The following is a 21,233-nucleotide window of genomic DNA, read 5'->3' as shown; positions in this document are numbered from 1 at the left end:
GCCCTGAAAGACTAAATCGCCCCCATGGCCATCCTGCGCATCTACGAAACGCCCGAACCCGTCCTTCGCGAAATCTCGACCCCGGTCGAAAAGGTCGATGACGAGCTACGCCAGCTGATCTCGGACATGTTCGAAACCATGTACGATGCGCCGGGTATCGGCCTTGCCGCTGTGCAGGTCGGCGTTCCAAAGCGCCTGTTGGTCATGGACCTGCAGGAACCGGAAAATCCTGACGACCCAGAATCCAAGCCCGTCCGCGAGCCGCGGGTCTTCATTAACCCAGAAGTTCTCCAGGCATCGACTTCGAAGGTGCCTTACACTGAGGGCTGCCTGTCGGTCCCCGACCAATATGCCGAAGTGATGCGCCCCGACCGCATACGCGCCCGCTGGCTGGACGAAAATGGCGACAGCCACGAAGAAGAGCTGGAGGGCCTGCTGGCGGTCTGCCTGCAGCACGAAATGGACCATCTCGAAGGCGTGCTCTTCATAGACCATTTGTCGAAGCTGAAGCGCGACATGGTTTTGAAGAGACTCGCCAAGACCCGTCGCGAACGGGGCCTGCGCGCCGCCTAGGCGATCGACGCCGCCGCGTTGCGGCAATCTTCCGCGCACTCGCGGCAGATCTGTGCGCACAGCTTGCAATGCTCATGGTCATGCCGCTCGCACTCGGCAGCACACTGTTCGCACATGCGGGCGCAAACCTCGAGCAGTTCGCGAAGCATTGGCTGGTCATCCCCGGTGCGACGCAGGGCCAACCGCGACGTCGCCTCGCAAATGTCGGAACAGTCGAGGCAAAGGCGAATGCACTGCGACATGTCCATCGCCTCGACCATGCAGGCATCGGCGCAGCTCAAGCACATTTTCGAACAATACATTAGGTGATGGACCGCGTCGGCCAGAGTCTGGTTGTTTTGGTCCTTTGGGTGAAGTGCGATCATTTTCCGAATGGACATTTGCCTCTCCCTCTCTTGCAAACGAGAGCGAAGCAGAAGCGGAAGGGTTCCGCCACCCCCACCCGAAGGCGAAGGTGGCGTCCAGCCCCCGCTGGAATCGCGATTCTATCTTGAACGCGTCGAAATATAGATGTCGGGGGCACCTCCGCTCCGGCTCGACGAAAAGATCAGGGTCGTCCCGTCCCAGCTGACGAAAGGTCGGCCGTCGAAGCTCCCAGCAGCACTAGAGTTGCCGAGCCGCTCGGCCGTTCCCCAGGTAGCGCTGGTGCTAGAGCGCGTTGCAAACCAGATATCGGGGTCGGCGGGATCGCTGTTGCGCGTCGAGTCCCAAAAAATCGTCTTTCCGTCATGGGTGACGCTTGGGCGATTATCCGCTGCCGAACTGTTGATGCCCCCGGACACCAGGGTCGCAGGTCCGCCATCGACGCTCTGGAAAATATCGCCGGGATTGGCACCATTGCGCCGCGACCAGACCATGACCTGCCGTCCTTGGTCATCCTCATAAACGGAAGCAACTTCGTCCTGAATGCCGGGCTGGTTGATGTTCGGTCCGAAACGCTGCGGGCTCGACCATCCCTTTGGCCCCAAGCGCGTCAGGTAAAGATCGCCGGCCTGATCGTCTCGGAAACTGGTGAATATCATCTGCTTGCCTTGCAGCAGGGTCGGACAGCTATCGGTCGTGGGGCCGTTCACTGGCGCGGGAAGGCGCTCGGGCGGGCCGAACCCGTCCGACGGGCTCAGTCGGCGCGCGAAATATATATCGAAGTTGCCGGTGCGATTGGAATTGAACGCGAGAGTTAGACCGTCTGGCGAGAGACTGGAACAGCCGTCGACGGCCGGCACGTTGATGTCCGTAGAGGAGTTCGGCAACGCCTCTATGTTTTGCGGTGCGGTCCAATCGCCAAACGATGGCATTGCCATGGCCGTGCTCGCGATCAGGCAAGCTCCTCCGATAATCAGGCCAACTGAAAATTTCCTCATCCTCGCCTCCTGATGGTTGGCCGGGACAACGGGGTGGGGAGGGTTGTCCCGGCCTTGGCGGCGAAGGTGACCGAACCGGTCCGGCGGGGCGATGATGATGTCATGACGAATTGCCGATGGTGGCGTCAGGCTGCGCTTGAGCCAGAGGCAAAATGGTCATAGGTTCGCATTTCGTTCTACATTCAGGAGGGCAGGTTGGACGCCTCGTTGATCATCGTTGGGCTGGTAGCCCTCGTGCTGGGTGCGGCCATCGGGTGGTTGCTGGGAGCGCGCGGCGGCGAGCAGGGCAAGGCCGCCGCCGAATCGCTGCGGCTCCAGCTAAACGCAGTTCGCGACGAACGCGACGCGGCCCGCTCGGCGCATGAGGTCGCGGCCCGTGATCTTGCGACGCTGCAGGCTGATGCCCGTAACTTCGATGCGCGGATGAAGGACCTTCAGGAATCGAAGGATTCGCTGATCCGGCAAATGCGCGAGGTAGGCGACCAACTGCTCGAAAAGGCCCAGAAAGACTTTCTCGACAAGGCAGGCGAACGTTTCAGCGAGGCGGACAAGGCCAGCCAGGCCAAGCTCCAGACGCTGCTGCAGCCTGTCGAGGCGACTCTCAAGCGCTACGAGGAGGGCCTGCAGCGCGTCGAGAAGGAGCGTGTCGATCATTATGCCGGCCTGCGCTCCGTGGTTGAACAGGTGCGCGAAGGGCAGGGACGTGTCCGCGACGAGACCCGCAACCTCGTCAATGCACTTCGAGCTTCACCAAAAGCGCGTGGTCGGTGGGGCGAGCAGAGCCTTCGCAATGTGCTAGAGCAAGCGGGACTGATCGAACATGCTGATTTCCGTACGGAAGTCAGCGTGACGACGGAGGACGGTCGGTTGAGGCCCGACGTCATCGTCAATCTGCCCGGCGGGCGAAAGCTTGTGATTGACGCCAAATGCTCGCTCAACGCCTATCTTGATGCGTCTGAAGAGGTGGACGACGACCGGCGCGCCGCGCACCTGTCGGCTCATGTCGCGTCGGTAAAGAATCATGCGCAGCAGCTTGGGTCCAAGTCCTACTGGGCGCAGTTTGACGACGCTGCTGACTATGTCGTCATGTTCATCCCGGGAGAACATTTCCTGACCGCCGCCCTGGAACATGATCATGGTCTGTGGGAATGGGCCTTCGAGCGAAAGGTTCTGCTGGCGACTCCGACCAACCTTGTCGCCATCGCTCGGACGGTCGCCAGCGTGTGGCGGCAGGAAAAATTAAACGAGGCTGCCGATGAAATCGCCAGCCTTGGCAAGGAATTGCACTCGCGTCTTGCGACGATGGCGCAGCACATGGAACGCGTCGGCAAGAATTTGTCGACCGCCAATGCTGCCTACAACCAGATGGTCGGAAGTTTCGAAAGCCAGGTCTTCACCCAGGCCCGGCGCTTCGAATCGCTTGGCGCGGGAAGCGCCAAGGACGTCCCCACGCCGCCGATGGTTGAAGCCAGCCCGCGTCCGTTGACCAAGCTCTCGGCGCCCAAGCCTACTGCGAACGAAGACGACGCTGCGGCCTGACAGCGTTTTGCAGTGGTAATGCATGGGTTCGCCTGCAGCCAGCTGCCGGCTCTTTAGAAAGGAACCTCATCGGGAACCTCGAAGTTGGCGACCTCAGATTTCATCGGCCACGTAAACTTCGCGCATCGCTGCGCGGGCAGGTCACCTCGCCTGTTCGGCCCTAACCAAATCGATAGTTCCGGCCGAATTGGCCAAGCGCATGCGATCGCCACCGCCGGAAATGTTCATTGGCCGGGCAAGGATAGCCGATCCCTGTGTCTCGAAGGTCATGTCCGGGCACGCCATTCGCGTTGCCATCACAGCGCCCGCGGTCAGCACGCTACCTGCTACCGAATAGCCAGCGCCCAGTGAGTTGCAGCCAAACTTGGCGCCGATCCGGTCGGGAATGAAATTCATGTAAAAATTCTGCGGCGGCGTCGGTCGGCCGTTGATAGCGACCACGCGCCAGTTCGTGCCGGTCAGCGTCATGGCTCCGGATCCTGGGTAGTTTGGTTGGCCGTCCTCGCCAACCTGACCGAAAAAGGCGACTGTTGCACCGCATCCTCGATACTCGCGGCCATCGACCCGGACCTGGACTGTGTCGGGGTAGACGCGGTCACTCATGCCGTCACTGCAGCGAGCATGCACCACATTCGCCTCGATACGTGGCGTCCTGTAGATTTCTCCCGCAACCCCGTTGATTGGGCGCGGTGTCGGTTGGACGACGCGCATATTATCGCCGCGGTCGGTGAAAACCATGTCGCGGCCGATTTCCAGGTCCCAAAACGGTTCTGTACCGATTGCCCGATAGGTCGCTTCCGGCGATGGACCGCCCGGCGGGTAGGGCTGGCCATAGGGTGGATAAGTCTCGCATGCGGCAAGACCAAGGGCGAGCAGCGGCAGCGCGAATATCGTTTTCATGGCGGAACAAACCCGCGAGGCGCGTCAGCGGTTCCGCCAACTTGCCCGTACCTGGAACGCCATTACGGCCGCCGCGACCGCCGCGTTCAGGCTGTCGGCTCGGCCCAGCATCGGGATTTTTACCAGCAGGTCGCATTCGGCCTCGTAAGGCTCGGGCAGGCCTTGGCTTTCGTTTCCGATCAACAGGAAGCAGGGCTGCTCGTAAATCGGCTCCAGATAGTCATGCTCGGTTTGAAGACTCATGCCGACCAACTGACCCACGCCGCTGCGTAACCAGGGCAGGAATTCCTCCCAGCGAGCCGCTGCAATAGATTGGGTGAAAATAGCCCCCATCGACGCCCGAACCGCCTCGACCGAATAGGCGTCTGCGCAATCGTCCAGGAGGATCAGGCCGCCTGCTCCAGTCGCATCTCCAGTTCTCAGGATCGTCCCGATATTGCCGGGATCGCGCAGCGATTGGGCGACCAGCCAAAGCGGAGACCGCATCCGGTCGATGCCGGCAAGGCCGCTTTCCGGCTGCCGATAAGCTCCGAGGATCGCCTGCGGATTATCCTTGCCTGACATTTTCGAAAGGATGTCCGGCGTTGTCTCGATGACATCCGCGCCCTGTGCTTCAGCGGCAACGATAATCTCTTCTGCCAGAGGATGAATCCCGCCGGCGCTAGAATAGGCAATGATTTCTGGCAGACAGCCGCTATCGCGACCTTCCGCGAGGATGCGCAGCCCTTCAGCTAGAAACAGACCTTCCGACTTGCGCTGCTTCTTGTCGCGAAGGCCGCGGATTCGTTTGACGGTTTCGTTCGAGAATGAACTGATCTGGCGGGGCATGTGATCAGTCCTCCCCGAAGCGTCCCTCGACCAGGGCGGACAGTTCGGCCAGCGCGTGGTCACAGCCTTCACCGTCGCAATGGATGGTGATGTGATCGCCCATCGCAGCACCCAGCATCATCAGGCCCATGATCGATGTGCCGACGACGCGATTGCCGTCCTTTTCGACCTCAACCCTGGCGGGAAGGGCCGACGCGAGATTGACGAATTTGGCGCTGGCGCGGGCGTGGAGCCCACGCCGGTTCGTGATCTCGATGGTACGCGACTGGCCGCTCAAGCAGCGGCCTCGCCGAGAATTTCGGAGGCGACCGATATATATTTCCGCCCGGCTTCCCGGGCTGCGGCGACGGCCGCTCGAACGGTCATTGCCTTGCGGGCGCCCTCGAGTCGGATCAGCATGGGCAGGTTCACGCCAGCGATTACCTCGACATTCTCGCTTTTCATCAGGCTGATGGCGAGGTTCGACGGAGTGCCCCCGAACAGGTCGGTCAAAATGATGACCCCCTTGCCCTGGTCGCAGCGTTGAATGGCATCGGCGATGTCCTTGCGGCGCATCTCCATGTCGTCATCCGCGTCAATGCAGATTCCCTCGATGGCCTCTTGGGGGCCAACGACATGCTCCATTGCGGTGATGAACTCGGCCGCCAGACGGCCGTGGGTCACCAACACTAGTCCGATCATTTACTCACCCGCTTCGTCAACGCCCGCGTCACCTGGACTTGCGGGTTCTCCCTCGATCGTATCGCTTGGCGGCGAAGCGAGGTCACGATGGCGGACATTCGGCGAAAATCCCGCTTTACGCAACCGGTTCGCCATTTCGACCGCCGCAGCCACCGATCGGTGACGTCCCCCGGTACAGCCAAACGCCACCGTTAAATAGCTTTTGCCGGCGGCCCAATAGCGAGGAATGAGCGCAGATAACAGGGTCTCGATCTGTTCCATCGCCGGGGCCCAGCCGGGGTCATCGCCGACATAAGCCTGAACAGGAGCATCCTCTCCGGTTAATGGTCGCAGTTCGTCAATCCAATGCGGGTTCGCAATAAACCGCATGTCGAACACCAGGTCGGCGGTTCGCGAAATCCCTCTGGCGAATCCGAACGAGGAAATAGTCACAACCGGTTGATCGACTTCACCACCGTACCGGCGGCGAAGCTCGTCCCTCAGCTCGGCCGGCGTAAGGTCGGTCGTGTCGAGTACCGTGTCCGCGATCTGGCGAAGGGGCGCGGTCGCACCGCGTTCCCGGGCAATGCCGTCCTCCGCTGGTCGGTCAGGCGCTAGGGGATGACGCCGACGGGTCTCGTCATAGCGGCGAATTAGCTCCGTTCCGGCGCAATCCAGGTAGAGGATTTCCGGGCGAACGCCCTCGATCGATCTCAGGAGGGCCGGCAACGCTTGCGGGTCGAAACCCCGGCTGCGGACGTCCATCCCGACGGCGACGGGCACGCCCGCCCGCGACTCGCGCTCACCATGGACAAAGCTGTTGAGGAGGGCCGTTGGCAGGTTATCGACGCAATCCCACCCCATGTCCTCAAGTGCATCCAACACGGTGGACTTGCCCGCACCTGACATGCCTGTGACCAGAAGCAAGCGCGGCAAATGTCTTGGGCGGCTCGCCATGGTCAGAACTTCAGACCCAACCGGTCGAGGGCCATCGCGACCTTTGATGGCGCGGACGCGGTCATCGCATCGACGTTGATAAGGGGAATATGGACCCCAAGGATCAGGCGTTCCTGCCCATCGTCAGGCATGCGCTGAATGGTGTTGGTCAGCTCGACCACCAGCCCGACGGGGATATCGTCCACCGAATTTACGTCAACGATGCCGATGCCTCGTACTTCCAGCTTGCCCTTGATCGTCGGAGGCGCCGAAGCGACAAGCCGGTCGCCGTCGCGATGAACAATCGTGCGGTCGTCGCTGACGAGGATGAAGCCGTGGTCGAGTAGCCGAAGCGTAAGGTCTGACTTACCCGATCCCGATGGGCCCGAAATGATTACCGCGTGACCGTTAAGGGCCACGGTTGAGGCGTGCAGGTTTTCCGAACTGAGGCGAGGGCCGTTCATGCGCGGTCCGCCGCTTTGAGGCTGATGGTGAACCGTGCGCCCGAAGGCGCGTCGTCGCGGTCGGCGACATCGATTTCCCCATCATGGCCTTCGACAATCGCCCGAGCGATTGCCAAGCCCAGACCGGAGTGGCGGCCGAAGTTTTCGGCGCCGGGGCGAACCGAGTGAAAACGGTTGAAGATGGCCTCACGCGATTCGGGCGGCACGCCCGGGCCTTCATCATCAATTCGAATGCGGATTTCGTCTCCGACATGGGTTGCGGCAATTTCAACCAAGCCGCTTGGAGGGGAAAAACTGATCGCATTATCGATCAAATTGTCGATCGCACGAGCGAGACGGCCTGGCTCACCCATGACGATGGCGCTAGCGCGTCTGGGGCGTGCGAAGGCGATGCGGACGTTACCGGTTTCCCGCCGCGTCTCCCAACTTGAGACGAGATTGCCGATCAGCTCGCCCAGGTCGACCGGTTCAAAGCGGGCGCGGGCCAGCTCGGCATCCGTCCGAGCGGCTTCGCCAATGTCGCCAATAAGCCGGTCGAGGCGAAGCACGTCCTGCCGGATGACGTCGATCAACTGACGCTTCAGTGCAGGGTCGTCGATACGATCGAGGCTGTCGACGGCGGAGCGCAAGGATGCGAGCGGGTTCTTGAGTTCGTGGGTTACGTCAGCTGCGAATGCTTCGATATTGTCGATGCGGTGGCGAAGGGACTGGCTCATGTCGCTGACTGACCGGGCCAACAGGCCGATTTCGTCACGGCGCGACGGAAGGCGGGGAACCCTGACCTCGCGGGCTCGACCGAGCCGCACGCGATGTGCCGCAAACGCAATGCGCCGCAACGGCTGGACGATGGTGCGAGCCAAGAATAGGGACAACAACACCGACAGCCCGGTGACGACCGCAAGCGCGACCAGCAACGACCGGCGCTGCTTGCGGACAGTCCGAGTGAAGGACCGGTCGTTGTCGGTAACCAACAGAGTGGTTCCATCACCGACCGGCGCAGCGGCGGAGAAGACGGGCGTTAGCTCGGGGGCCAGCCTGATTTCCGTCTGGATGGCTCCGGTCCTCATCGCCGCTGCGACTTCTTCCCACGCATTTGCTCGATCGACGGCCGGTTCGACGAAATCCTCGTCGTTCTTTTCGCCGACGATGGCGTTGAATCCTCGGTCGAGGGCCCGAGCAACATCCTTGTTCCACCGTTGCATGGCGGGATCCCTCAGGCGGTAGGTCGGGCCAACCAATTGCCAGCTGTCCAGCTTGAGAGAGCCATCGGAGCCGTATATCCGGATACGGGTCTTGTTCTGCTTAGACAAACGCGCCAGCAATTCGTCGTGACGGTCGGGCGCCACGGTCGATAGGGCGGTGGCCGCCATCTCGGCTTGTGCTGCGACCTTCTGAACCCGTTCCTTTTCCAGCCGATTACGGTAGCTGTCGAGATACAGGAATGCGAGGCCAACAAGGGCAAGCGTCAGCACGTTCACCGCAAGGATGCGGTGGGCGAGGGTCCAACGTCCCGACCAGGCGAGGACGAGATCCTCTTCGCTATTCCTCTCCGAATTTATATCCGACGCCATAGAGGGTCTCGATTGCGTCGAACTGGGTGTCGACGGCGCGGAACTTCCGCCGAATCCGCTTGATGTGGCTGTCGATGGTGCGGTCGTCGACATAGACATCGTCCTGATAAGCAATATCGAGCAGCTGGTTGCGCGATTTCACGACGCCGGGCCGCTGGGCCAGAGCCTCGAGGATAAGAAATTCGGTGACGGTGAGCGTCACGTCCTTTCTGTCCCACAAGACCTTATGACGCGCCGGGTCCATCACCAGTCGGCCGCGTTCGATCAGCGGCGTCTCGGCGGGAGCGCTTTCACCATTCCCGGTACTGTTGCCTTTCGCCAGCTCCTGACGGCGCAGCAGCGCGCGGATGCGGGCTATCAGCAGCCGCTGGGAAAAGGGCTTGGAGATGTAGTCGTCAGCGCCCATCGCCAAGCCCAGCGCTTCGTCAAGCTCGTCGTCCTTTGACGTCAGGAAGATGACCGGCATGGCGCTCGTCTCGCGTACGCGGCGGAGCAGCTCCATTCCGTCCATCTGGGGCATCTTGATGTCGAAAACGCCCAAGTCCGGCGGATTGTCGGCGAAAGCCTTCAATGCGGACTGGCCGTCGGTGTAGACCCGGGTCAGGAATCCTTCGGCCTGCAGCGCAATCGAAACGGACGTCAGGATATTGCGGTCGTCGTCGACGAGCGCGATCACTTGGCTCATGCCCGCTCCTATGCGTGTCGTCCCATGGGATAGCCAGCGCCGTTCGTCGAAACAAGGGCGAGAAGGGCTGCTTTGACCGTCCTGCTTCTGGTATGTATAGGCCCCATCGCATACGTATGCGGCGAGGTCTGGGGACAGGCTTCGCCTTTGAAATTTCAGGGAGAATCGATGTGAGCGAGCGCATCCCCGCGCACCAGTTGGCGACACAGGGCATTGAAACCGGTGCCACCGTCCACTGGAACCTTACGACCGCGCCGCTGGTCGAGCAGGCGGTTTCGCGTGGTGAAGGACAGCTCGCCAAGGATGGCCCGATCGTCGTCAAGACTGGGCGCCACACCGGCCGTTCGGCCCAGGACAAGTTCACCGTCCGCGATGCGGAGACGGAAAACACGGTCTGGTGGGGCAAGTCGAACAAGCCGATGGCCCCCGAGGCCTTTGCGGCGCTGAAGGCCGATTTCCTAGCCCACCTGAAATCGCTCGATACACTCTTTGTTGCCGACCTGTTCGGCGGATCGCAGCCGGAACATCGCGTTAAGGTGCGGGTGGTCAACGAATATGCTTGGCACAACTTGTTCATTCGGACGATGCTGGTTCGCCCCGAAACGGTGGAGCTGGCCGGTTTCGTTCCCGAATTCACGATCATCGACCTGCCGAGCTTCCGCGCGGATCCGGCGAAGCATGGTTGCCGCAGCGAGACGGTTATTGCCGTCAACCTGACCGAAAAGCTGATCCTGATTGGCGGTACGGAATATGGCGGCGAAATGAAGAAGTCGGTGTTCGGGCTGCTCAATTACCTGCTTCCGGCGCAGGGAATCATGCCGATGCATTGCTCGGCCAACATCGGGAAGGACGGCGACACGGCCATCTTTTTCGGCTTGTCGGGAACCGGCAAGACGACCCTCTCGGCTGATCCCAGCCGTACGCTCATTGGGGACGACGAGCACGGATGGTCGGATACGGCTGTCTTCAATTTCGAAGGTGGCTGCTACGCCAAGATGATCCGCCTGTCGGCCGAGAGTGAGCCGGAAATCTATGCGACGACCAAGCGCTTCGGAACGGTGCTGGAGAATGTCGTAATGGACCCCACGACCCGCGAACTCGATCTGGACGACAATAGCCTGGCCGAAAACAGCCGTGGTGCTTACCCGATCGACTTCATCCCCAATTCTTCCGACGAGAACATGGGGCCGGTCCCGCGCAACATCGTCATGCTGACCGCCGACGCGTTCGGGGTGCTGCCTCCGATCGCAAAGCTGACGCCCGATCAGGCAATGTACCACTTCTTGTCCGGATACACCGCGAAGGTTGCCGGCACCGAGATCGGCGTGACCGAGCCGGAAGCGACTTTCTCGACTTGCTTCGGCGCGCCGTTCATGCCGCGTCACCCGTCGGTCTACGGCAACTTGCTCAAGGAGCGAATCGCCAAGGGCGGCGTCGACTGCTGGCTCGTCAACACCGGTTGGACCGGCGGCAAGTACGGCACGGGCAAGCGCATGCCGATCAAGGAAACCCGCGCGCTGCTCAATGCCGCGCTCGACGGCAGCCTGAAGAATGTCGAATTCCGCAAGGATCCCAACTTTGGCTTCGAAGTGCCGGTGGCGGTTCCGGGCGTCGACAGCTCGATCCTCGACCCGCGGTCGACCTGGGCCGACAAGGCCGAGTACGACCGTACGGCGGCGAAGCTGGTGGACCTGTTCGTCGAGAATTTTGCGGAGTTCGCGGACCATGTCGAAGAGGGCGTGCGGCAATCGGGGCCGAAAGTAAGCGCCGCCGCCTGACCTGCCCGTTCATCAGATCGGGCAATCTTTGGAAGAATGTCCGATCCGATGACCGCGTTTCCTATTCGCCATTTCCTGTCCGACGAAGCCGTCGCCCGTGTGGGCGAGGGCCTACTGGCGCGCAGTCTCCCGCGAGCCGAATGGACGCATGAAGCGCACTTGGCCGCGACGACCTATTTGATCCTGGGGTGCCCGGAGATCGACCTTGATGCCGAGCTTCCGGACCTGATCCGCCGCTACAATGTCAGCGTCGGCGGCGTGAACAACGACATGCAGGGCTATCACGACACGATAACGCGGGCTTACCTAAGGGGCGTCCGGCATTTCCTGGAAGTGGCGGGCACGAACCGTCCGATCCATGAATTGGTCAACGAACTGCTTCATTCGCCTATTGGCCGCCGCGACTGGCCGCTGCGGTTCTGGTCGAAGGAGCGGCTGATGAGCGTCGACGCGCGGCGGAGCTGGCTGAAACCGGACCTTGCGGCCTTGCCTTGAAGTTTTCGCGTGAGGCGGCATTTCGCAGGCCTTTGCCTGTAGGACAGCCATTTGTTGGATGCCGCTCCGTTGGATGGGTACTAGCCGTTAGTGCAGTCCCAGAGCGACACCCTCCCTCGGACTGTTGCTGATGTCCACTGAGCAGCGCTAAGTAGCTTCAACAACGTTCCTGGGCGAAGGAAGCAAAAAGATGGGCATCGGAACGGCATTGATGCTTGCTTTCAGCGCAATGCAACTTGGGTCGGCGCCAACTCTTGACGACGTTGGAGTCCAGAACACGATCTCGCTGTACTTGAAGGGCCAAGCGACCGGTAACGCTGACTTTTATCGTCAGGCGTTCCATCCGGACGCCAGATTGAGTGGCGTTCGAGACGGCAGACCCGAACAGCGAACCTTGTCCGAATATTTGGCGCTTCAATCAGGCCGGCCGGCAGCCGACGAGGGCCAGCGGAAGCGTACAGTGAGCAATGTTGTCGTTACTGGCGACGCTGCCGTCGCCACGATCGTGCTCGACTATCCGAGGGCGCTGACGACGGATCATATGTCGCTCATTCGCAGTAATGGCAGATGGCTTATCGTCCACAAACTGTACAACGTAGCGAGCAAGCGCCAGCCGAAGACCTCAAATTAGTCGTGGAATCTTCTCGGTTGCAATGGATCGAGAGCAGACGTGATGTCCTGATTACGTGTCAGTTACGTCGCCACGCTTGGCACAATTGTGGCGACGAGTGAGGGCAATTCCGGCGAGGTTTTGCTGCCGGGGAATCCAGCGCAGCCGCCTTGGCGGCCAAGCGGCAGCTGCGGCCTCGTAACGGGCGCGGTGATGGCGGGCTGATAGGCTGCGGCACGGCGCCGCTCCGCTGGCCTGCTCGACGACGCTGCGACTGTCCCCGACAAGATCGAAGATCGGTTCGGCGAGCGACTGGGCGACTTCAAGCGCGAGGCACAGGGCGAGCCATTCGGCGTCGCTACTGCTGCCCTCGCCGAGGTTATCGAAGAAACGGGTTTGACCGCATGCGACAACGGCGACTTCGATCCGCCCCGGATTGGGCCGGCAGCCGCCATCGTAGAAGATCTTTAGAGGCTGATTACGGCGGGTCACGCTTCTTCCGGACGCATGAAGCTGCTTAGCCTGAACCAAGTCGATCTGTCAGGCGTAAAGAAGATGATTGGTGATGGGTGGAGTAGACCGGCGGACCAACGAGACGGCTCAACCCTGCAAGCCGTCCAGACAGGAATTAACGCCGATCGCACGCTCCGTTACGTCCGGCTGCTCGCGATATACTCGTCCACGTTCTTGGCGAGGACGTCCATTGGGACGTTGCCGCCCTTGACCACCGCGTCGTCGAAATCGCGCAGGTCGTATTTGGCGCCGAGCGCGGCTTGCGCGCGGGAGCGCTGGCGGACGATTTCGGTGTGGCCGATCTTGTAGCCGCAAGCCTGGCCGACCCAACTGCAGTAACGATCGACTTCGCTTGCGACTTCGTCCGGCTTGGAGCCGTTCTTTTCGACGAAGAACCGGACGCCCTGTTCGCGGGTCCAGCGCTTGTGATGCAGACCGGTGTCAACGACGAGGCGGATGGCGCGGAAGGCGAGGCTTTGCAGGTAGCCCAGCCGGCCGACCTCGAAGCCGTCATAGACGCCAAGTTCGTCCGCCAACTGTTCCGCGTAGAGCGCCCAGCCTTCGGAAAAGGCGTTGAAGGCCAGCATGGTGCGGATGAGCGGCAGCTGGTTCGAATATTCGCCCTGCCAGACGTGGCCAGGAATCGCCTCATGGTGGGTGAGATCGGCGAGGTCGTACTTGCGGTGCAAATCGGTGGTGCGCAGGTTGATCCAGAACTTGCCGGGAATTGAACCGTCGATCGAACCGGCACCGCCATAGGCGCCGGGCGCGCCGGGTTCTTCCTCGGGCGGTAGGCGCTTCACTTCCAGATTGCCGCGCACCAACGTGCGGAATGCGCGGGGGAGCTGGGCGCGGATGATCTGCAGCCGTTCCTGGATAAACGCCATGATTTCGGCGCGGCCCTTGTCGCCTTCGCTGAACTTGTAGCGCGCGTCGTCGGATAGAGCGGTCATGCGGGCGCCGACGGTGCCCTGCGTGTAGCCGAGGCTTTTCAGGATGACATCCATTCGCCCGTGAAGCTCCGCCACCTGTTCGAGGCCCATCTGATGAATTTCGTCCGGGGTCATGGTCGTGGTGGTCGAGGCCTTCAGCGCCCAGCGGTAGAATTCGGGGCCTCCGGGCCGTGCCCACATGCCTGCGTCCATCGTCGCTCGTGCGCGCTGGCCCTGTAGCTCCGCCAATTGCCGTTCGAGGGCTGGGGCGATTTTCTGCTGGGCGATAGAGCGGGCGCGGGCGACCCAGTCACCGGGGATGTCCTTCGTGCGCCGTTGGATAGATTCGACCAGTCCGCCGCCTTCGCGGGTGCCCTTGAGTGTCATGGTCATCTGGCTGACCGCCTTGTCGATCAGGAACGCAGGGGCGATGAGTCCCTGGTCGCCCGCCGCCTTCAGCCGGCCAAGCTCCCCGTCGAGTTGCGCGGCATAGCCATCGAGGCGCCACAGATAGGCTTCGGCATCGGCGGCGTTCTTCACCGGATGGTCGCTGTCGAGGAAGCGCGGCACGTCGAGATAGGCGCCGACATTTTGGATGACGACGTAGGGCGTGTTGCGCCAGCCGCCGACGGCAACGTCGCCATAGGGCTGAGCAAAGCCTTCCAGCGCAGTGCGATAGGCGGAGCGGACAACTTCAACGCTGGTGCGCGTCGCGTGGGTGAGGCCGGCGGTTTCAATAGCTTCGGCACGGGCTAGGTCGGTGCGCAGCACGGCGGCGAGCCGGTCCTGCCCCGCCTGACTGCGGTCGGCGAGGCGCGAGCGAAGGATGGCGCGCGGGCCGGTGTCGAGGCCGAGGCTGGTTGCGCTTTCCGGCGACAAGGCGAGGAGATTTTCGCCAATCGAGTCAAGCAGTGCCTTGACCCCCCCCTCACCGGAGGGAATCGGGCCGCTGGCCAACGTTGGCGCGCAGCCGGGCAGGGTGAGGGCAGCGGCGCCGGCCGAAAGGGTGCCGATCACCTGGCGGCGCGAAAAGCTGAGGTCGTTCACTAAGGCTACTCCGGGACTTACGCTGGGGGCAGGGTGCGGACAGGCTCGACGGTCAGGCAGTTGCCGTCAACCCCGGTGACGGTCACGCGCTCTCCAGCCGCAGCCGGGCCGCCACGGGCGCTCCACTCGCTGTCGCCGACGCGAACCCGGCCGCCATGATCGTCGACCGGTGAGACGACGGTAACGGTCTTTCCGACCAGCCGCTTTGCGGGATCGTTGAGCTTGATCGACTGGTCTTGATGGTTCGGTTCCGCGTACCAGCGCTTGCCCAACATTACCGCCAGCGCGGTGTAGATGACGAACAGCGCAAGCTGTGGACCCAGGCCAAGGTCGAACAAAAGAGTGAAGAGGCCGGTGGCGATGGCCGCGACGCCGAGAAATACGAGAAAGAAGCCGGGAGCAATAATCTCGGCGATCAGCAGCAGCAGGCCGCCGATCGCCCAGAGCCAGCCGGCATGGAGATCGAGGCCCATCATTCGCCCTTACGCGCTTCAACCCGGGGAACTGCGGAGGAGGCGGTCGGGGCGGGTTTGTCATTGCCGAGCACAGACTTGGTCAGCTCGCCAATCCCGCCGAGCGATCCGATCAGCTGCGTAGCTTCGACCGGGAAGAGGATGGTCTTGGCATTGGGCGACGTGGCGAACTTGCCGAGCGCCTCGACATATTTCTGAGCGATGAAATAATTGATCGCCTGAGTGCTGCCGCCCTCGATCGCGTCGCTGACCGACTTGGTCGCGTTGGCTTCGGCTTGCGCGGCGCGCTCGCGCGCTTCGGCTTCGCGGAAGGCGGCTTCCTTTAGGCCTTCGGCGGACAAGATTTTCGACTGCTTTTCGCCTTCCGCCCGGAGGATTTCGGAAGCGCGCATGCCTTCCGCTTCGAGGATGGAGGCGCGCTTTTCGCGCTCGGCCTTCATTTGGCGAGTCATTGCGTTCACGATGTCGGCTGGCGGGCGGATGTCCTTGAGCTCGACGCGGGTGATCTTCACGCCCCACGCCTCCGTCGCATGGTCGACTACTGCGAGCAGTCGGGCGTTGATCTCGTCACGCTTCGACAAGGTCTCGTCGAGGTCCATCGACCCCATGACAGTGCGGAGGTTGGTCGTCGCCAGGGCGAGGAGTGAAGTGTAAAGGTCGCTGACCTCATAGGCGGCCTTGGCAGCGTCGAGCACCTGGAAGAAGACAACGCCGTCCACCGCGACCATGGCGTTGTCCTTCGTGATGATTTCCTGGCCCGGAATATCGACCACCTGCTCCATCATATTGATCTTGTGGCCGACGCGGTAGACGAAGGGCGTGACGAGGTTGAAACCCGGTTCGGCCACGCGCACGAACTTGCCGAACCGCTCGATGGTGTAACGATAGCCCTGGCGGACGATCTTGACGCTCATCATGACGATGAGCAGCACCAGGAAAGCGAGAATGGAAAGAAAGGTCAGCATGATAGTCCCCCTTGATCGCCGCCATGATGCAAAGCGTTGGCGCCATGGGGAAGGAAAATCCGCATGACGCTGTCGCTTTTCGACAGGCCGGCGGTGCTGTTCCTACCGGCAAGCAACGCGCGAGCGATCGCGAAGGCGCGGGAAAGCAGGGCGGATCTGGTGATTCTCGACCTTGAGGATGCGGTGAAGCCGGAAGACAAGGATTCGGCCCGCGACGCGGCGGTCCATGCGGTTGCCGAGCCTTGGCCGATGCCCGTCGCGATCCGGATCAACGGGTCAAAGACGGAGTGGCAAGGGCGCGACGTGGTGGCGATGATGCATTCGAGGGTCGACGTCATCGTCGTGCCCCGCACCGAAACTAGAGAGGACCTGTCCTTTGTCCGCAACCAGACAGGGCGCCCGATCGCAGCGATGATCGAAACGGCGCGCGGCGTGCTGGCGGCGGGAGAAATTGCGAAGGAAGCGGCGGCGCTTATCGCCGGGACGAATGACCTTGCGGCGGACCTGCGCCTTCCGCGCGATGCGGGGCGGTCACCGTTGCAGATGGCGCTGCAGTCGATCCTGCTGACGGCCCGGGCGACAGGCATTGCGGCGTTCGACGGGGTATTTAATGGGCTGGACGATGAGCAGGGCTTCGCGGCGGAGGCTGTGGAAGGACGGAGGCTCGGCTTCGACGGCAAGTCGCTGATCCATCCCAAGCAGATCGGACCATGTCACGCCGCCTTTGCCCCAACCGACGACGAGATTTCCCGGGCTGAGCGGCTCATCGCCGCAGCGACCGGCGGGGCGGAGCGGTTCGAGGGCGAGATGGTCGAGCGGATGCATGTCGAGGCGGCAGAGCGGCTGCTGGCGAGGGCGCGACGTGCCTGACGGGCTTGGCGAATCGCCTCTGTCCTGCCAAAGGCCCGCATGGCCGACCTTCTCCACGACGAAATCCCCCTCGGGCTCACCTTCGACGACGTCCTCCTCCAGCCGCTCGAATCAAGTGTGCTCCCGAGCGGTGCCGACACCCGCACCTTCCTGACCCGCGAAATCCCGCTGCAGATTCCGCTGCTGTCGTCCGCTATGGACACGGTGACGGAAGCCGACATGGCGATCGCGCTTGCGCAACTGGGCGGGATTGGCGTGCTTCACCGCAACATGGAAGTCGACGAGCAGGCGATGGCCGTTCGTGCTGTGAAGCGGTTCGAAAGCGGCATGGTCGTCAATCCGATCACGATGACTCCGGACCAGACACTGGCCGAGGCGTTCGAGTTGATGAAGGCCAACCGCATCAGCGGCATCCCGATCGTCGAGAAATCGGGAAAACTGGCGGGTATCTTGACCAACCGCGACGTTCGCTTCGCTGAAAATCCGCGCCAACCGGTGCGCGAGCTGATGACGTCCGAGAATCTCGCGAAGGTTCCACTGGGAACCAGCCAAGAAGAGGCGCGTCGCTTGCTTCATCAGCGGCGCATCGAAAAACTGCTGGTTGTCGACGACGCGGACCACTGCGTTGGCCTGATTACTGTCAAGGATATCGAAAAAGCGGTCGCATCGCCCCACGCCACGAAGGATTCGCAGGGTCGCCTTCGCGTCGCCGCCGCCACGACGGTGGGCGACAAGGGATTCGAGCGGAGCCAAGCGCTGATCGATGCGGGCGTCGATTGTATCGTCATCGACACTGCACACGGGCACAACCGAGACGTAGGCGCGGCCGTTGAGCGGGTGAAAGGGATTTCCAATAGTGTGCAGGTCGTCGCAGGTAACGTCGCGACAGCGGATGCCGCGCGGGCGCTGGCCGATGCTGGAGCCGACGCAATTAAGGTCGGGATCGGGCCAGGCTCGATCTGCACGACTCGAATCGTTGCGGGCGTAGGCGTGCCGCAATTGAGCGCGATCATGGCCGCGGCCAAAGCGGCTGGCGAAAAGGGCGTTCCGGTGATCGCCGACGGCGGTATCCGCACGTCGGGAGACATTGCCAAGGCGCTGGCGGCGGGTGCCTCTACTGTGATGGTTGGGTCCCTGCTAGCCGGAACCGAGGAAGCCCCTGGCGAGACTTTCCTCTACCAAGGCCGTGCATACAAAGCATATCGGGGCATGGGCAGCGTCGGCGCAATGGCGCGGGGTTCGGCCGACCGCTATTTCCAGCAGGATATCAAGGATCAGCTGAAGCTAGTGCCCGAGGGTATCGAGGGCCAAGTCCCATACAAGGGTCCTGTGCGCGACATCGTCCACCAGCTGGTCGGCGGAGTGAAGGCGGCGATGGGCTACACTGGATCGACGACCATCGAGGAACTGCAAAAGCGGGCGCGCTTCGTGCGGATAACCAATGCGGGCCTGAGTGAGAGCCACGTCCATGACGTCGCCATCACTCGCGAAGCGCCTAACTATCCGACTCGCTAGGCCATGACGCCATCCGCGAGGGTGCAGGCGGCGATCGACATCGTCGATGAGGTGATCGCGTCGGCGCGGGACGACGGTCCGCCGGCGGATACGATCGTCCAACGCTATTTCAAGATCCGGCGCTATGCTGGGTCGAAGGACCGACGCGCCGTTCGCGAGCTCGTCTATCGCGCCATCCGGCGAACTGCCGAGCGGCCCGGCAGTGGCCGCATGGCGATGCTGGGCGTCGCGGACGATGATCCGGATATTGCGGCGGCATTCGATGGATCGGCGCACGGGCCCGCGGCTCGTGGCGACGAAGCGTCCTCGACAGTCTCGTACGTGCCCGAGTGGGTGAATTCCGAGTTGTCTCCCCTCGTCGGGCCGGAGGAATGGCCGGCCTTGCTCGAACGGGCGCCGCTCGACCTGCGCGTAAATGTCGCGCGGGCGTCCCGGGATGACGTCGAAGCAATCTTCGACGGGGCAGTTGCGACCCGGCTCAGTCCTTGGGGGCTGCGGCTACCGGCGGACACGAAAGTGGACGATCATCCGGCGTTCGCCGATGGTCTGGTCGAAGTGCAGGACGAGGGCAGCCAGCTGATTGCGTTAGCGTGCAAGTCTTCCGATGGACACGACATTCTCGACCTGTGCGCTGGAGCAGGCGGCAAGGCCCTGGCACTGGCCGCTGCGGCGCCTGGAGCGAGAATCATCGCGAGCGACAATAATCGAGCCCGCCTTGCCCAGCTTGGGCCGCGAGCGGAACGGGCCGGCGCGTCAATTGCCACGCGCCTGCTCGACGGAGGCCGCGAGGAACAGCAGCTTGCCGACTTGGCGGGACAGGCGGACGTGGTGCTGGTGGATGCTCCGTGCAGCGGGTCGGGAACGTGGCGGCGCAACCCGGAGGGCCGCTGGCGGCTAACGCCGGATAGGCTCGATCGGCTGGTCGCCCTACAGAAGCATCTCCTGGATATGGCCGCTCCACTGGTGAAGCCGGGCGGGGCGCTGGTCTATGCGACCTGCTCGATCCTTCATCGCGAGGGCGCGGGCCAGGCCGCAAGTTTCTTAGGCCGTCATTCATCTTGGATGGCGCAAGATGTGCCGTTCGATGGTGGTCGTACCGATGGGCCGGGAAAGCTGCTCACTCCGGCCCACGATGCCACCGACGGGTTTTTCGTCGCGCGCTTTGTCAGGCCGTGCTAGGCCAGCGCGATTGGTTGGAGAAGATAATGCGCCTAACGCCGCTCGTTCTGTGCCTTGGCCTCGCCGCTTCGGCCGTTCCTGTCGCGGTCATCGGCCAACGGCCTGACGACCAGGTCGCGCCGCAATCCATCGCGCTGTTGAAGCAGGGAGAGACCTTGCTGGGGCAGGGAAAGCTGATCGAAGCCGACGATGCGCTAGAAACGGCGCTGGTGGTCGATCCGAAGAACCGAGCGGCCTTCAACGCCATGGCCCGTGTGGCGATCAAGCAGCAGCTTTACGGGCAGGCGATCCGCCTGACGAACCGCGCGTTGACGTTGGAGCCGACCGACCGCGAGGCGCTAGCCGTCCAAGGCGAGGCGATGGTCGAGCTGGGCGCTCTTCCGCGCGCAAAGGAAAATCTAGCGAAGCTGCGGAAGCTGTGCGGGACGGCGGGCTGTCCGCAGGTCGCGACGCTGTCGACGGCGATCGCGCGTGGGCCGGCGCTAGCGGCGGCGAAGACGGAACCGGTCGAAAAGAAGAACTAAGCGTTCGCGGTGAGGTAGCGGGCGAGGGCGACATATTCGTCCACGTCGACCGTTTCCGCGCGCCGTTCCGGGTCGATACCGAGCGCCTCCAAGGCATCGAGCGCCCCCGGCATGGCCTTCAGGCTTGAGCGGAGCATCTTGCGACGCTGCCCGAACGCTGCGGCGGTGAGCCGCTCGAGGACGACTGGGTCGACGCCTTCAGGCTCGTCTGCGGGGACGATGTGGACGACAGCCGAAGCAACCTTGGGCGGCGGCACGAAGGCGGAACGGTGCACCGCCATCGCAATGCGCGGCGTCGAACGCCACTGGGCAGCGACCGACAGTCGGCCGTAATGGTTGCTGCCGGCCCTCGCCACGATGCGCTCGGCGACCTCCCGCTGGAACATCAGGGTTAGCGACGCCCACCAAGGTCGCCATTCGCCGCCGAGCCAGCGAAGCAGCAGTGCCGTGCCGACATTGTACGGCAGGTTGGCGATGATGTGGGCACCGCGCCCGACTTGGGCTTGCTCGTCCACCTCCAGCGCATCGCCGGAGATGACCTTAAGGTGCCCAGAAAATTCCTCCTCAAGCTCAGCAAGGGCGGGGATGCAGCGGCGGTCGCGCTCGACAACCACCAGCGAGGCGCCCGCCTCGAGGATCGCCCGGGTCAACCCGCCGGGGCCAGGGCCGACTTCATAAGCATTCGCGCCGTCGAGCGGTCCCGGAATGGCGGCAATCCGCGCCAACAAATGCCTATCGAGAATGAAATTCTGGCCGAGCGCCTTGGTGGCCTGCAGCCCGTGGCGCGCGATGATGTCGCGGAGTGGTTCGACCAT

Annotated in this window: 24 protein-coding genes; 9 read left to right on the top strand and 15 right to left on the bottom strand. The window is 62.6% G+C overall.

The window, feature by feature from the left end; translation table 11 throughout:
• Window positions 1–24: 24 nt before the first annotated feature.
• Window positions 25–573 carry a peptide deformylase gene (def, locus tag D3M59_RS01630; protein ID WP_119530978.1) on the top strand — a complete coding sequence of 183 codons (549 nt, stop codon included), beginning with the start codon at window positions 25–27 and terminating at the stop codon, window positions 571–573.
• Here the strand turns inward: def and D3M59_RS01625 are convergent.
• Both D3M59_RS01625 and D3M59_RS01620 read right to left on the bottom strand, forming a co-directional pair.
• Window positions 570–953: a four-helix bundle copper-binding protein gene (locus D3M59_RS01625; protein WP_119530976.1), complete on the bottom strand. Its 384-nt coding sequence runs from the start codon at window positions 951–953 to the stop codon at window positions 570–572. The two genes, def and D3M59_RS01625, sit on opposite strands and share 4 nt — an antisense overlap.
• A 105-nt stretch (window positions 954–1,058) precedes the next feature.
• Complete coding sequence (locus tag D3M59_RS01620) at window positions 1,059–1,934, bottom strand: TolB family protein (protein WP_119530974.1); 876 nt, start codon at window positions 1,932–1,934, stop codon at window positions 1,059–1,061.
• A gap of 195 nt (window positions 1,935–2,129) precedes the next feature.
• On the opposite strand from D3M59_RS01620, the gene rmuC reads away from it, so the two are divergent.
• Complete coding sequence (rmuC, locus tag D3M59_RS01615; RefSeq protein WP_119530972.1) at window positions 2,130–3,473, top strand: DNA recombination protein RmuC; 1,344 nt, start codon at window positions 2,130–2,132, stop codon at window positions 3,471–3,473.
• 141 nt (window positions 3,474–3,614) lie between these two features.
• Here the strand turns inward: rmuC and D3M59_RS01610 are convergent, their stop codons facing one another.
• From D3M59_RS01610 to D3M59_RS01575, 8 genes are read right to left on the bottom strand one after another with little or no spacing between them, the layout of a single operon-like run.
• Window positions 3,615–4,373, bottom strand: coding sequence for an META domain-containing protein (locus tag D3M59_RS01610; RefSeq protein WP_119530970.1), 759 nt, complete (start codon window positions 4,371–4,373; stop codon window positions 3,615–3,617).
• Window positions 4,374–4,397: 24 nt separating this feature from the next.
• On the bottom strand, window positions 4,398–5,201 hold the full coding sequence (locus D3M59_RS01605; RefSeq protein WP_119530968.1) for a TrmH family RNA methyltransferase: 804 nt from the start codon (window positions 5,199–5,201) through the stop codon (window positions 4,398–4,400).
• Between the two features lie 4 nt (window positions 5,202–5,205).
• Window positions 5,206–5,478 carry an HPr family phosphocarrier protein gene (locus D3M59_RS01600; protein ID WP_119530966.1) on the bottom strand — a complete coding sequence of 91 codons (273 nt, stop codon included), beginning with the start codon at window positions 5,476–5,478 and terminating at the stop codon, window positions 5,206–5,208.
• Window positions 5,475–5,882: a PTS sugar transporter subunit IIA gene (locus D3M59_RS01595; RefSeq protein ID WP_119530964.1), complete on the bottom strand. Its 408-nt coding sequence runs from the start codon at window positions 5,880–5,882 to the stop codon at window positions 5,475–5,477. Before D3M59_RS01595 ends, D3M59_RS01600 begins: the two co-directional genes overlap by 4 nt.
• Complete coding sequence (gene rapZ, locus D3M59_RS01590; protein ID WP_119530962.1) at window positions 5,883–6,818, bottom strand: RNase adapter RapZ; 936 nt, start codon at window positions 6,816–6,818, stop codon at window positions 5,883–5,885.
• Between the two features lie 2 nt (window positions 6,819–6,820).
• Window positions 6,821–7,261, bottom strand: a complete 441-nt coding sequence (locus D3M59_RS01585; protein WP_119530960.1) for an HPr kinase/phosphorylase — start codon at window positions 7,259–7,261, stop codon at window positions 6,821–6,823.
• On the bottom strand, window positions 7,258–8,832 hold the full coding sequence (locus tag D3M59_RS01580; protein WP_119530958.1) for a sensor histidine kinase: 1,575 nt from the start codon (window positions 8,830–8,832) through the stop codon (window positions 7,258–7,260). The genes D3M59_RS01585 and D3M59_RS01580 overlap by 4 nt, the downstream gene beginning before the upstream one ends.
• Entirely contained in the window at window positions 8,801–9,517 is a 717-nt protein-coding gene (locus D3M59_RS01575) for a response regulator transcription factor (RefSeq protein ID WP_119532815.1), read from the bottom strand. The genes D3M59_RS01580 and D3M59_RS01575 overlap by 32 nt, the downstream gene beginning before the upstream one ends.
• Window positions 9,518–9,687: 170 nt before the next feature.
• Here D3M59_RS01575 and D3M59_RS01570 point away from each other — a divergent pair, with 170 nt between their 5' ends.
• From D3M59_RS01570 to D3M59_RS01560, 3 genes are all read left to right on the top strand, one after another.
• On the top strand, window positions 9,688–11,295 hold the full coding sequence (locus D3M59_RS01570; RefSeq protein WP_119530956.1) for a phosphoenolpyruvate carboxykinase: 1,608 nt from the start codon (window positions 9,688–9,690) through the stop codon (window positions 11,293–11,295).
• A 36-nt stretch (window positions 11,296–11,331) separates the two neighbouring features.
• Window positions 11,332–11,790 carry a hypothetical protein gene (locus D3M59_RS01565; RefSeq protein ID WP_233543097.1) on the top strand — a complete coding sequence of 153 codons (459 nt, stop codon included), beginning with the start codon at window positions 11,332–11,334 and terminating at the stop codon, window positions 11,788–11,790.
• A 190-nt stretch (window positions 11,791–11,980) separates the two neighbouring features.
• Window positions 11,981–12,421: a nuclear transport factor 2 family protein gene (locus D3M59_RS01560; protein ID WP_119530954.1), complete on the top strand. Its 441-nt coding sequence runs from the start codon at window positions 11,981–11,983 to the stop codon at window positions 12,419–12,421.
• Window positions 12,422–12,472: 51 nt separating this feature from the next.
• Here D3M59_RS01560 and D3M59_RS01555 read toward each other — a convergent pair whose 3' ends face one another.
• From D3M59_RS01555 to D3M59_RS01540, 4 genes are all read right to left on the bottom strand, one after another.
• Window positions 12,473–12,892, bottom strand: coding sequence for a reverse transcriptase-like protein (locus D3M59_RS01555; RefSeq protein ID WP_119532813.1), 420 nt, complete (start codon window positions 12,890–12,892; stop codon window positions 12,473–12,475).
• A 158-nt stretch (window positions 12,893–13,050) separates the two neighbouring features.
• A complete protein-coding gene (locus tag D3M59_RS01550) occupies window positions 13,051–14,892 on the bottom strand; it encodes a DUF885 domain-containing protein (protein ID WP_119530952.1) in 1,842 nt (613 codons plus the stop codon).
• 17 nt (window positions 14,893–14,909) lie between these two features.
• A complete protein-coding gene (locus tag D3M59_RS01545; RefSeq protein WP_119532812.1) occupies window positions 14,910–15,365 on the bottom strand; it encodes an NfeD family protein in 456 nt (151 codons plus the stop codon).
• Window positions 15,365–16,333 carry an SPFH domain-containing protein gene (locus tag D3M59_RS01540; RefSeq protein ID WP_119530950.1) on the bottom strand — a complete coding sequence of 323 codons (969 nt, stop codon included), beginning with the start codon at window positions 16,331–16,333 and terminating at the stop codon, window positions 15,365–15,367. The genes D3M59_RS01545 and D3M59_RS01540 overlap by 1 nt, the downstream gene beginning before the upstream one ends.
• A 60-nt stretch (window positions 16,334–16,393) precedes the next feature.
• Between D3M59_RS01540 and D3M59_RS01535 the strand changes: the two genes are divergently transcribed.
• From D3M59_RS01535 to D3M59_RS01520, 4 genes are read left to right on the top strand one after another with little or no spacing between them, the layout of a single operon-like run.
• Complete coding sequence (locus D3M59_RS01535; protein WP_119530948.1) at window positions 16,394–17,200, top strand: HpcH/HpaI aldolase/citrate lyase family protein; 807 nt, start codon at window positions 16,394–16,396, stop codon at window positions 17,198–17,200.
• 39 nt (window positions 17,201–17,239) lie between these two features.
• Window positions 17,240–18,715, top strand: coding sequence for an IMP dehydrogenase (gene guaB, locus D3M59_RS01530; protein ID WP_119530946.1), 1,476 nt, complete (start codon window positions 17,240–17,242; stop codon window positions 18,713–18,715).
• Between the two features lie 3 nt (window positions 18,716–18,718).
• On the top strand, window positions 18,719–19,894 hold the full coding sequence (locus D3M59_RS01525) for an RsmB/NOP family class I SAM-dependent RNA methyltransferase (protein WP_119530944.1): 1,176 nt from the start codon (window positions 18,719–18,721) through the stop codon (window positions 19,892–19,894).
• 26 nt (window positions 19,895–19,920) lie between these two features.
• Window positions 19,921–20,418 (top strand): tetratricopeptide repeat protein, encoded by a 498-nt coding sequence (locus D3M59_RS01520; protein WP_119532811.1) that lies wholly within the window; start codon window positions 19,921–19,923, stop codon window positions 20,416–20,418.
• On the opposite strand, the gene rsmA is transcribed toward D3M59_RS01520, so the two are convergent.
• Window positions 20,415–21,233, bottom strand: a complete 819-nt coding sequence (gene rsmA / locus D3M59_RS01515) for a 16S rRNA (adenine(1518)-N(6)/adenine(1519)-N(6))-dimethyltransferase RsmA (protein WP_119530942.1) — start codon at window positions 21,231–21,233, stop codon at window positions 20,415–20,417. The genes D3M59_RS01520 and rsmA overlap by 4 nt on opposite strands.

The sequence above is a fragment of the Sphingomonas edaphi genome, assembly GCF_003583725.1.
GTDB lineage: Bacteria > Pseudomonadota > Alphaproteobacteria > Sphingomonadales > Sphingomonadaceae > Sphingomicrobium > Sphingomicrobium edaphi.
The sequence above is the reverse complement of the archived record's forward strand: the minus strand, read 5'-3'. Positions and strand labels throughout refer to the sequence as shown.

What these genes read in the sequence shown, in the direction of transcription:
- def (WP_119530978.1), top strand. Translation starts at nt 25, where the DNA reads ATGGCCATCCTGCGCATCTACGAAACGCCCGAACCCGTCCTTCGCGAA.
- D3M59_RS01625 (WP_119530976.1), bottom strand. Translation starts at nt 953, where the DNA reads ATGTCCATTCGGAAAATGATCGCACTTCACCCAAAGGACCAAAACAAC.
- D3M59_RS01620 (WP_119530974.1), bottom strand. Translation starts at nt 1,934, where the DNA reads ATGAGGAAATTTTCAGTTGGCCTGATTATCGGAGGAGCTTGCCTGATC.
- D3M59_RS01610 (WP_119530970.1), bottom strand. Translation starts at nt 4,373, where the DNA reads ATGAAAACGATATTCGCGCTGCCGCTGCTCGCCCTTGGTCTTGCCGCA.
- D3M59_RS01605 (WP_119530968.1), bottom strand. Translation starts at nt 5,201, where the DNA reads ATGCCCCGCCAGATCAGTTCATTCTCGAACGAAACCGTCAAACGAATC.
- D3M59_RS01595 (WP_119530964.1), bottom strand. Translation starts at nt 5,882, where the DNA reads ATGATCGGACTAGTGTTGGTGACCCACGGCCGTCTGGCGGCCGAGTTC.
- rapZ (WP_119530962.1), bottom strand. Translation starts at nt 6,818, where the DNA reads ATGGCGAGCCGCCCAAGACATTTGCCGCGCTTGCTTCTGGTCACAGGC.
- D3M59_RS01585 (WP_119530960.1), bottom strand. Translation starts at nt 7,261, where the DNA reads ATGAACGGCCCTCGCCTCAGTTCGGAAAACCTGCACGCCTCAACCGTG.
- D3M59_RS01580 (WP_119530958.1), bottom strand. Translation starts at nt 8,832, where the DNA reads ATGGCGTCGGATATAAATTCGGAGAGGAATAGCGAAGAGGATCTCGTC.
- D3M59_RS01575 (WP_119532815.1), bottom strand. Translation starts at nt 9,517, where the DNA reads ATGAGCCAAGTGATCGCGCTCGTCGACGACGACCGCAATATCCTGACG.
- D3M59_RS01565 (WP_233543097.1), top strand. Translation starts at nt 11,332, where the DNA reads ATGTCCGATCCGATGACCGCGTTTCCTATTCGCCATTTCCTGTCCGAC.
- D3M59_RS01560 (WP_119530954.1), top strand. Translation starts at nt 11,981, where the DNA reads ATGGGCATCGGAACGGCATTGATGCTTGCTTTCAGCGCAATGCAACTT.
- D3M59_RS01545 (WP_119532812.1), bottom strand. Translation starts at nt 15,365, where the DNA reads ATGGGCCTCGATCTCCATGCCGGCTGGCTCTGGGCGATCGGCGGCCTG.
- D3M59_RS01535 (WP_119530948.1), top strand. Translation starts at nt 16,394, where the DNA reads ATGACGCTGTCGCTTTTCGACAGGCCGGCGGTGCTGTTCCTACCGGCA.
- guaB (WP_119530946.1), top strand. Translation starts at nt 17,240, where the DNA reads ATGGCCGACCTTCTCCACGACGAAATCCCCCTCGGGCTCACCTTCGAC.
- D3M59_RS01525 (WP_119530944.1), top strand. Translation starts at nt 18,719, where the DNA reads ATGACGCCATCCGCGAGGGTGCAGGCGGCGATCGACATCGTCGATGAG.
- D3M59_RS01520 (WP_119532811.1), top strand. Translation starts at nt 19,921, where the DNA reads ATGCGCCTAACGCCGCTCGTTCTGTGCCTTGGCCTCGCCGCTTCGGCC.
- rsmA (WP_119530942.1), bottom strand. Translation starts at nt 21,233, where the DNA reads ATGGTCGAACCACTCCGCGACATCATCGCGCGCCACGGGCTGCAGGCC.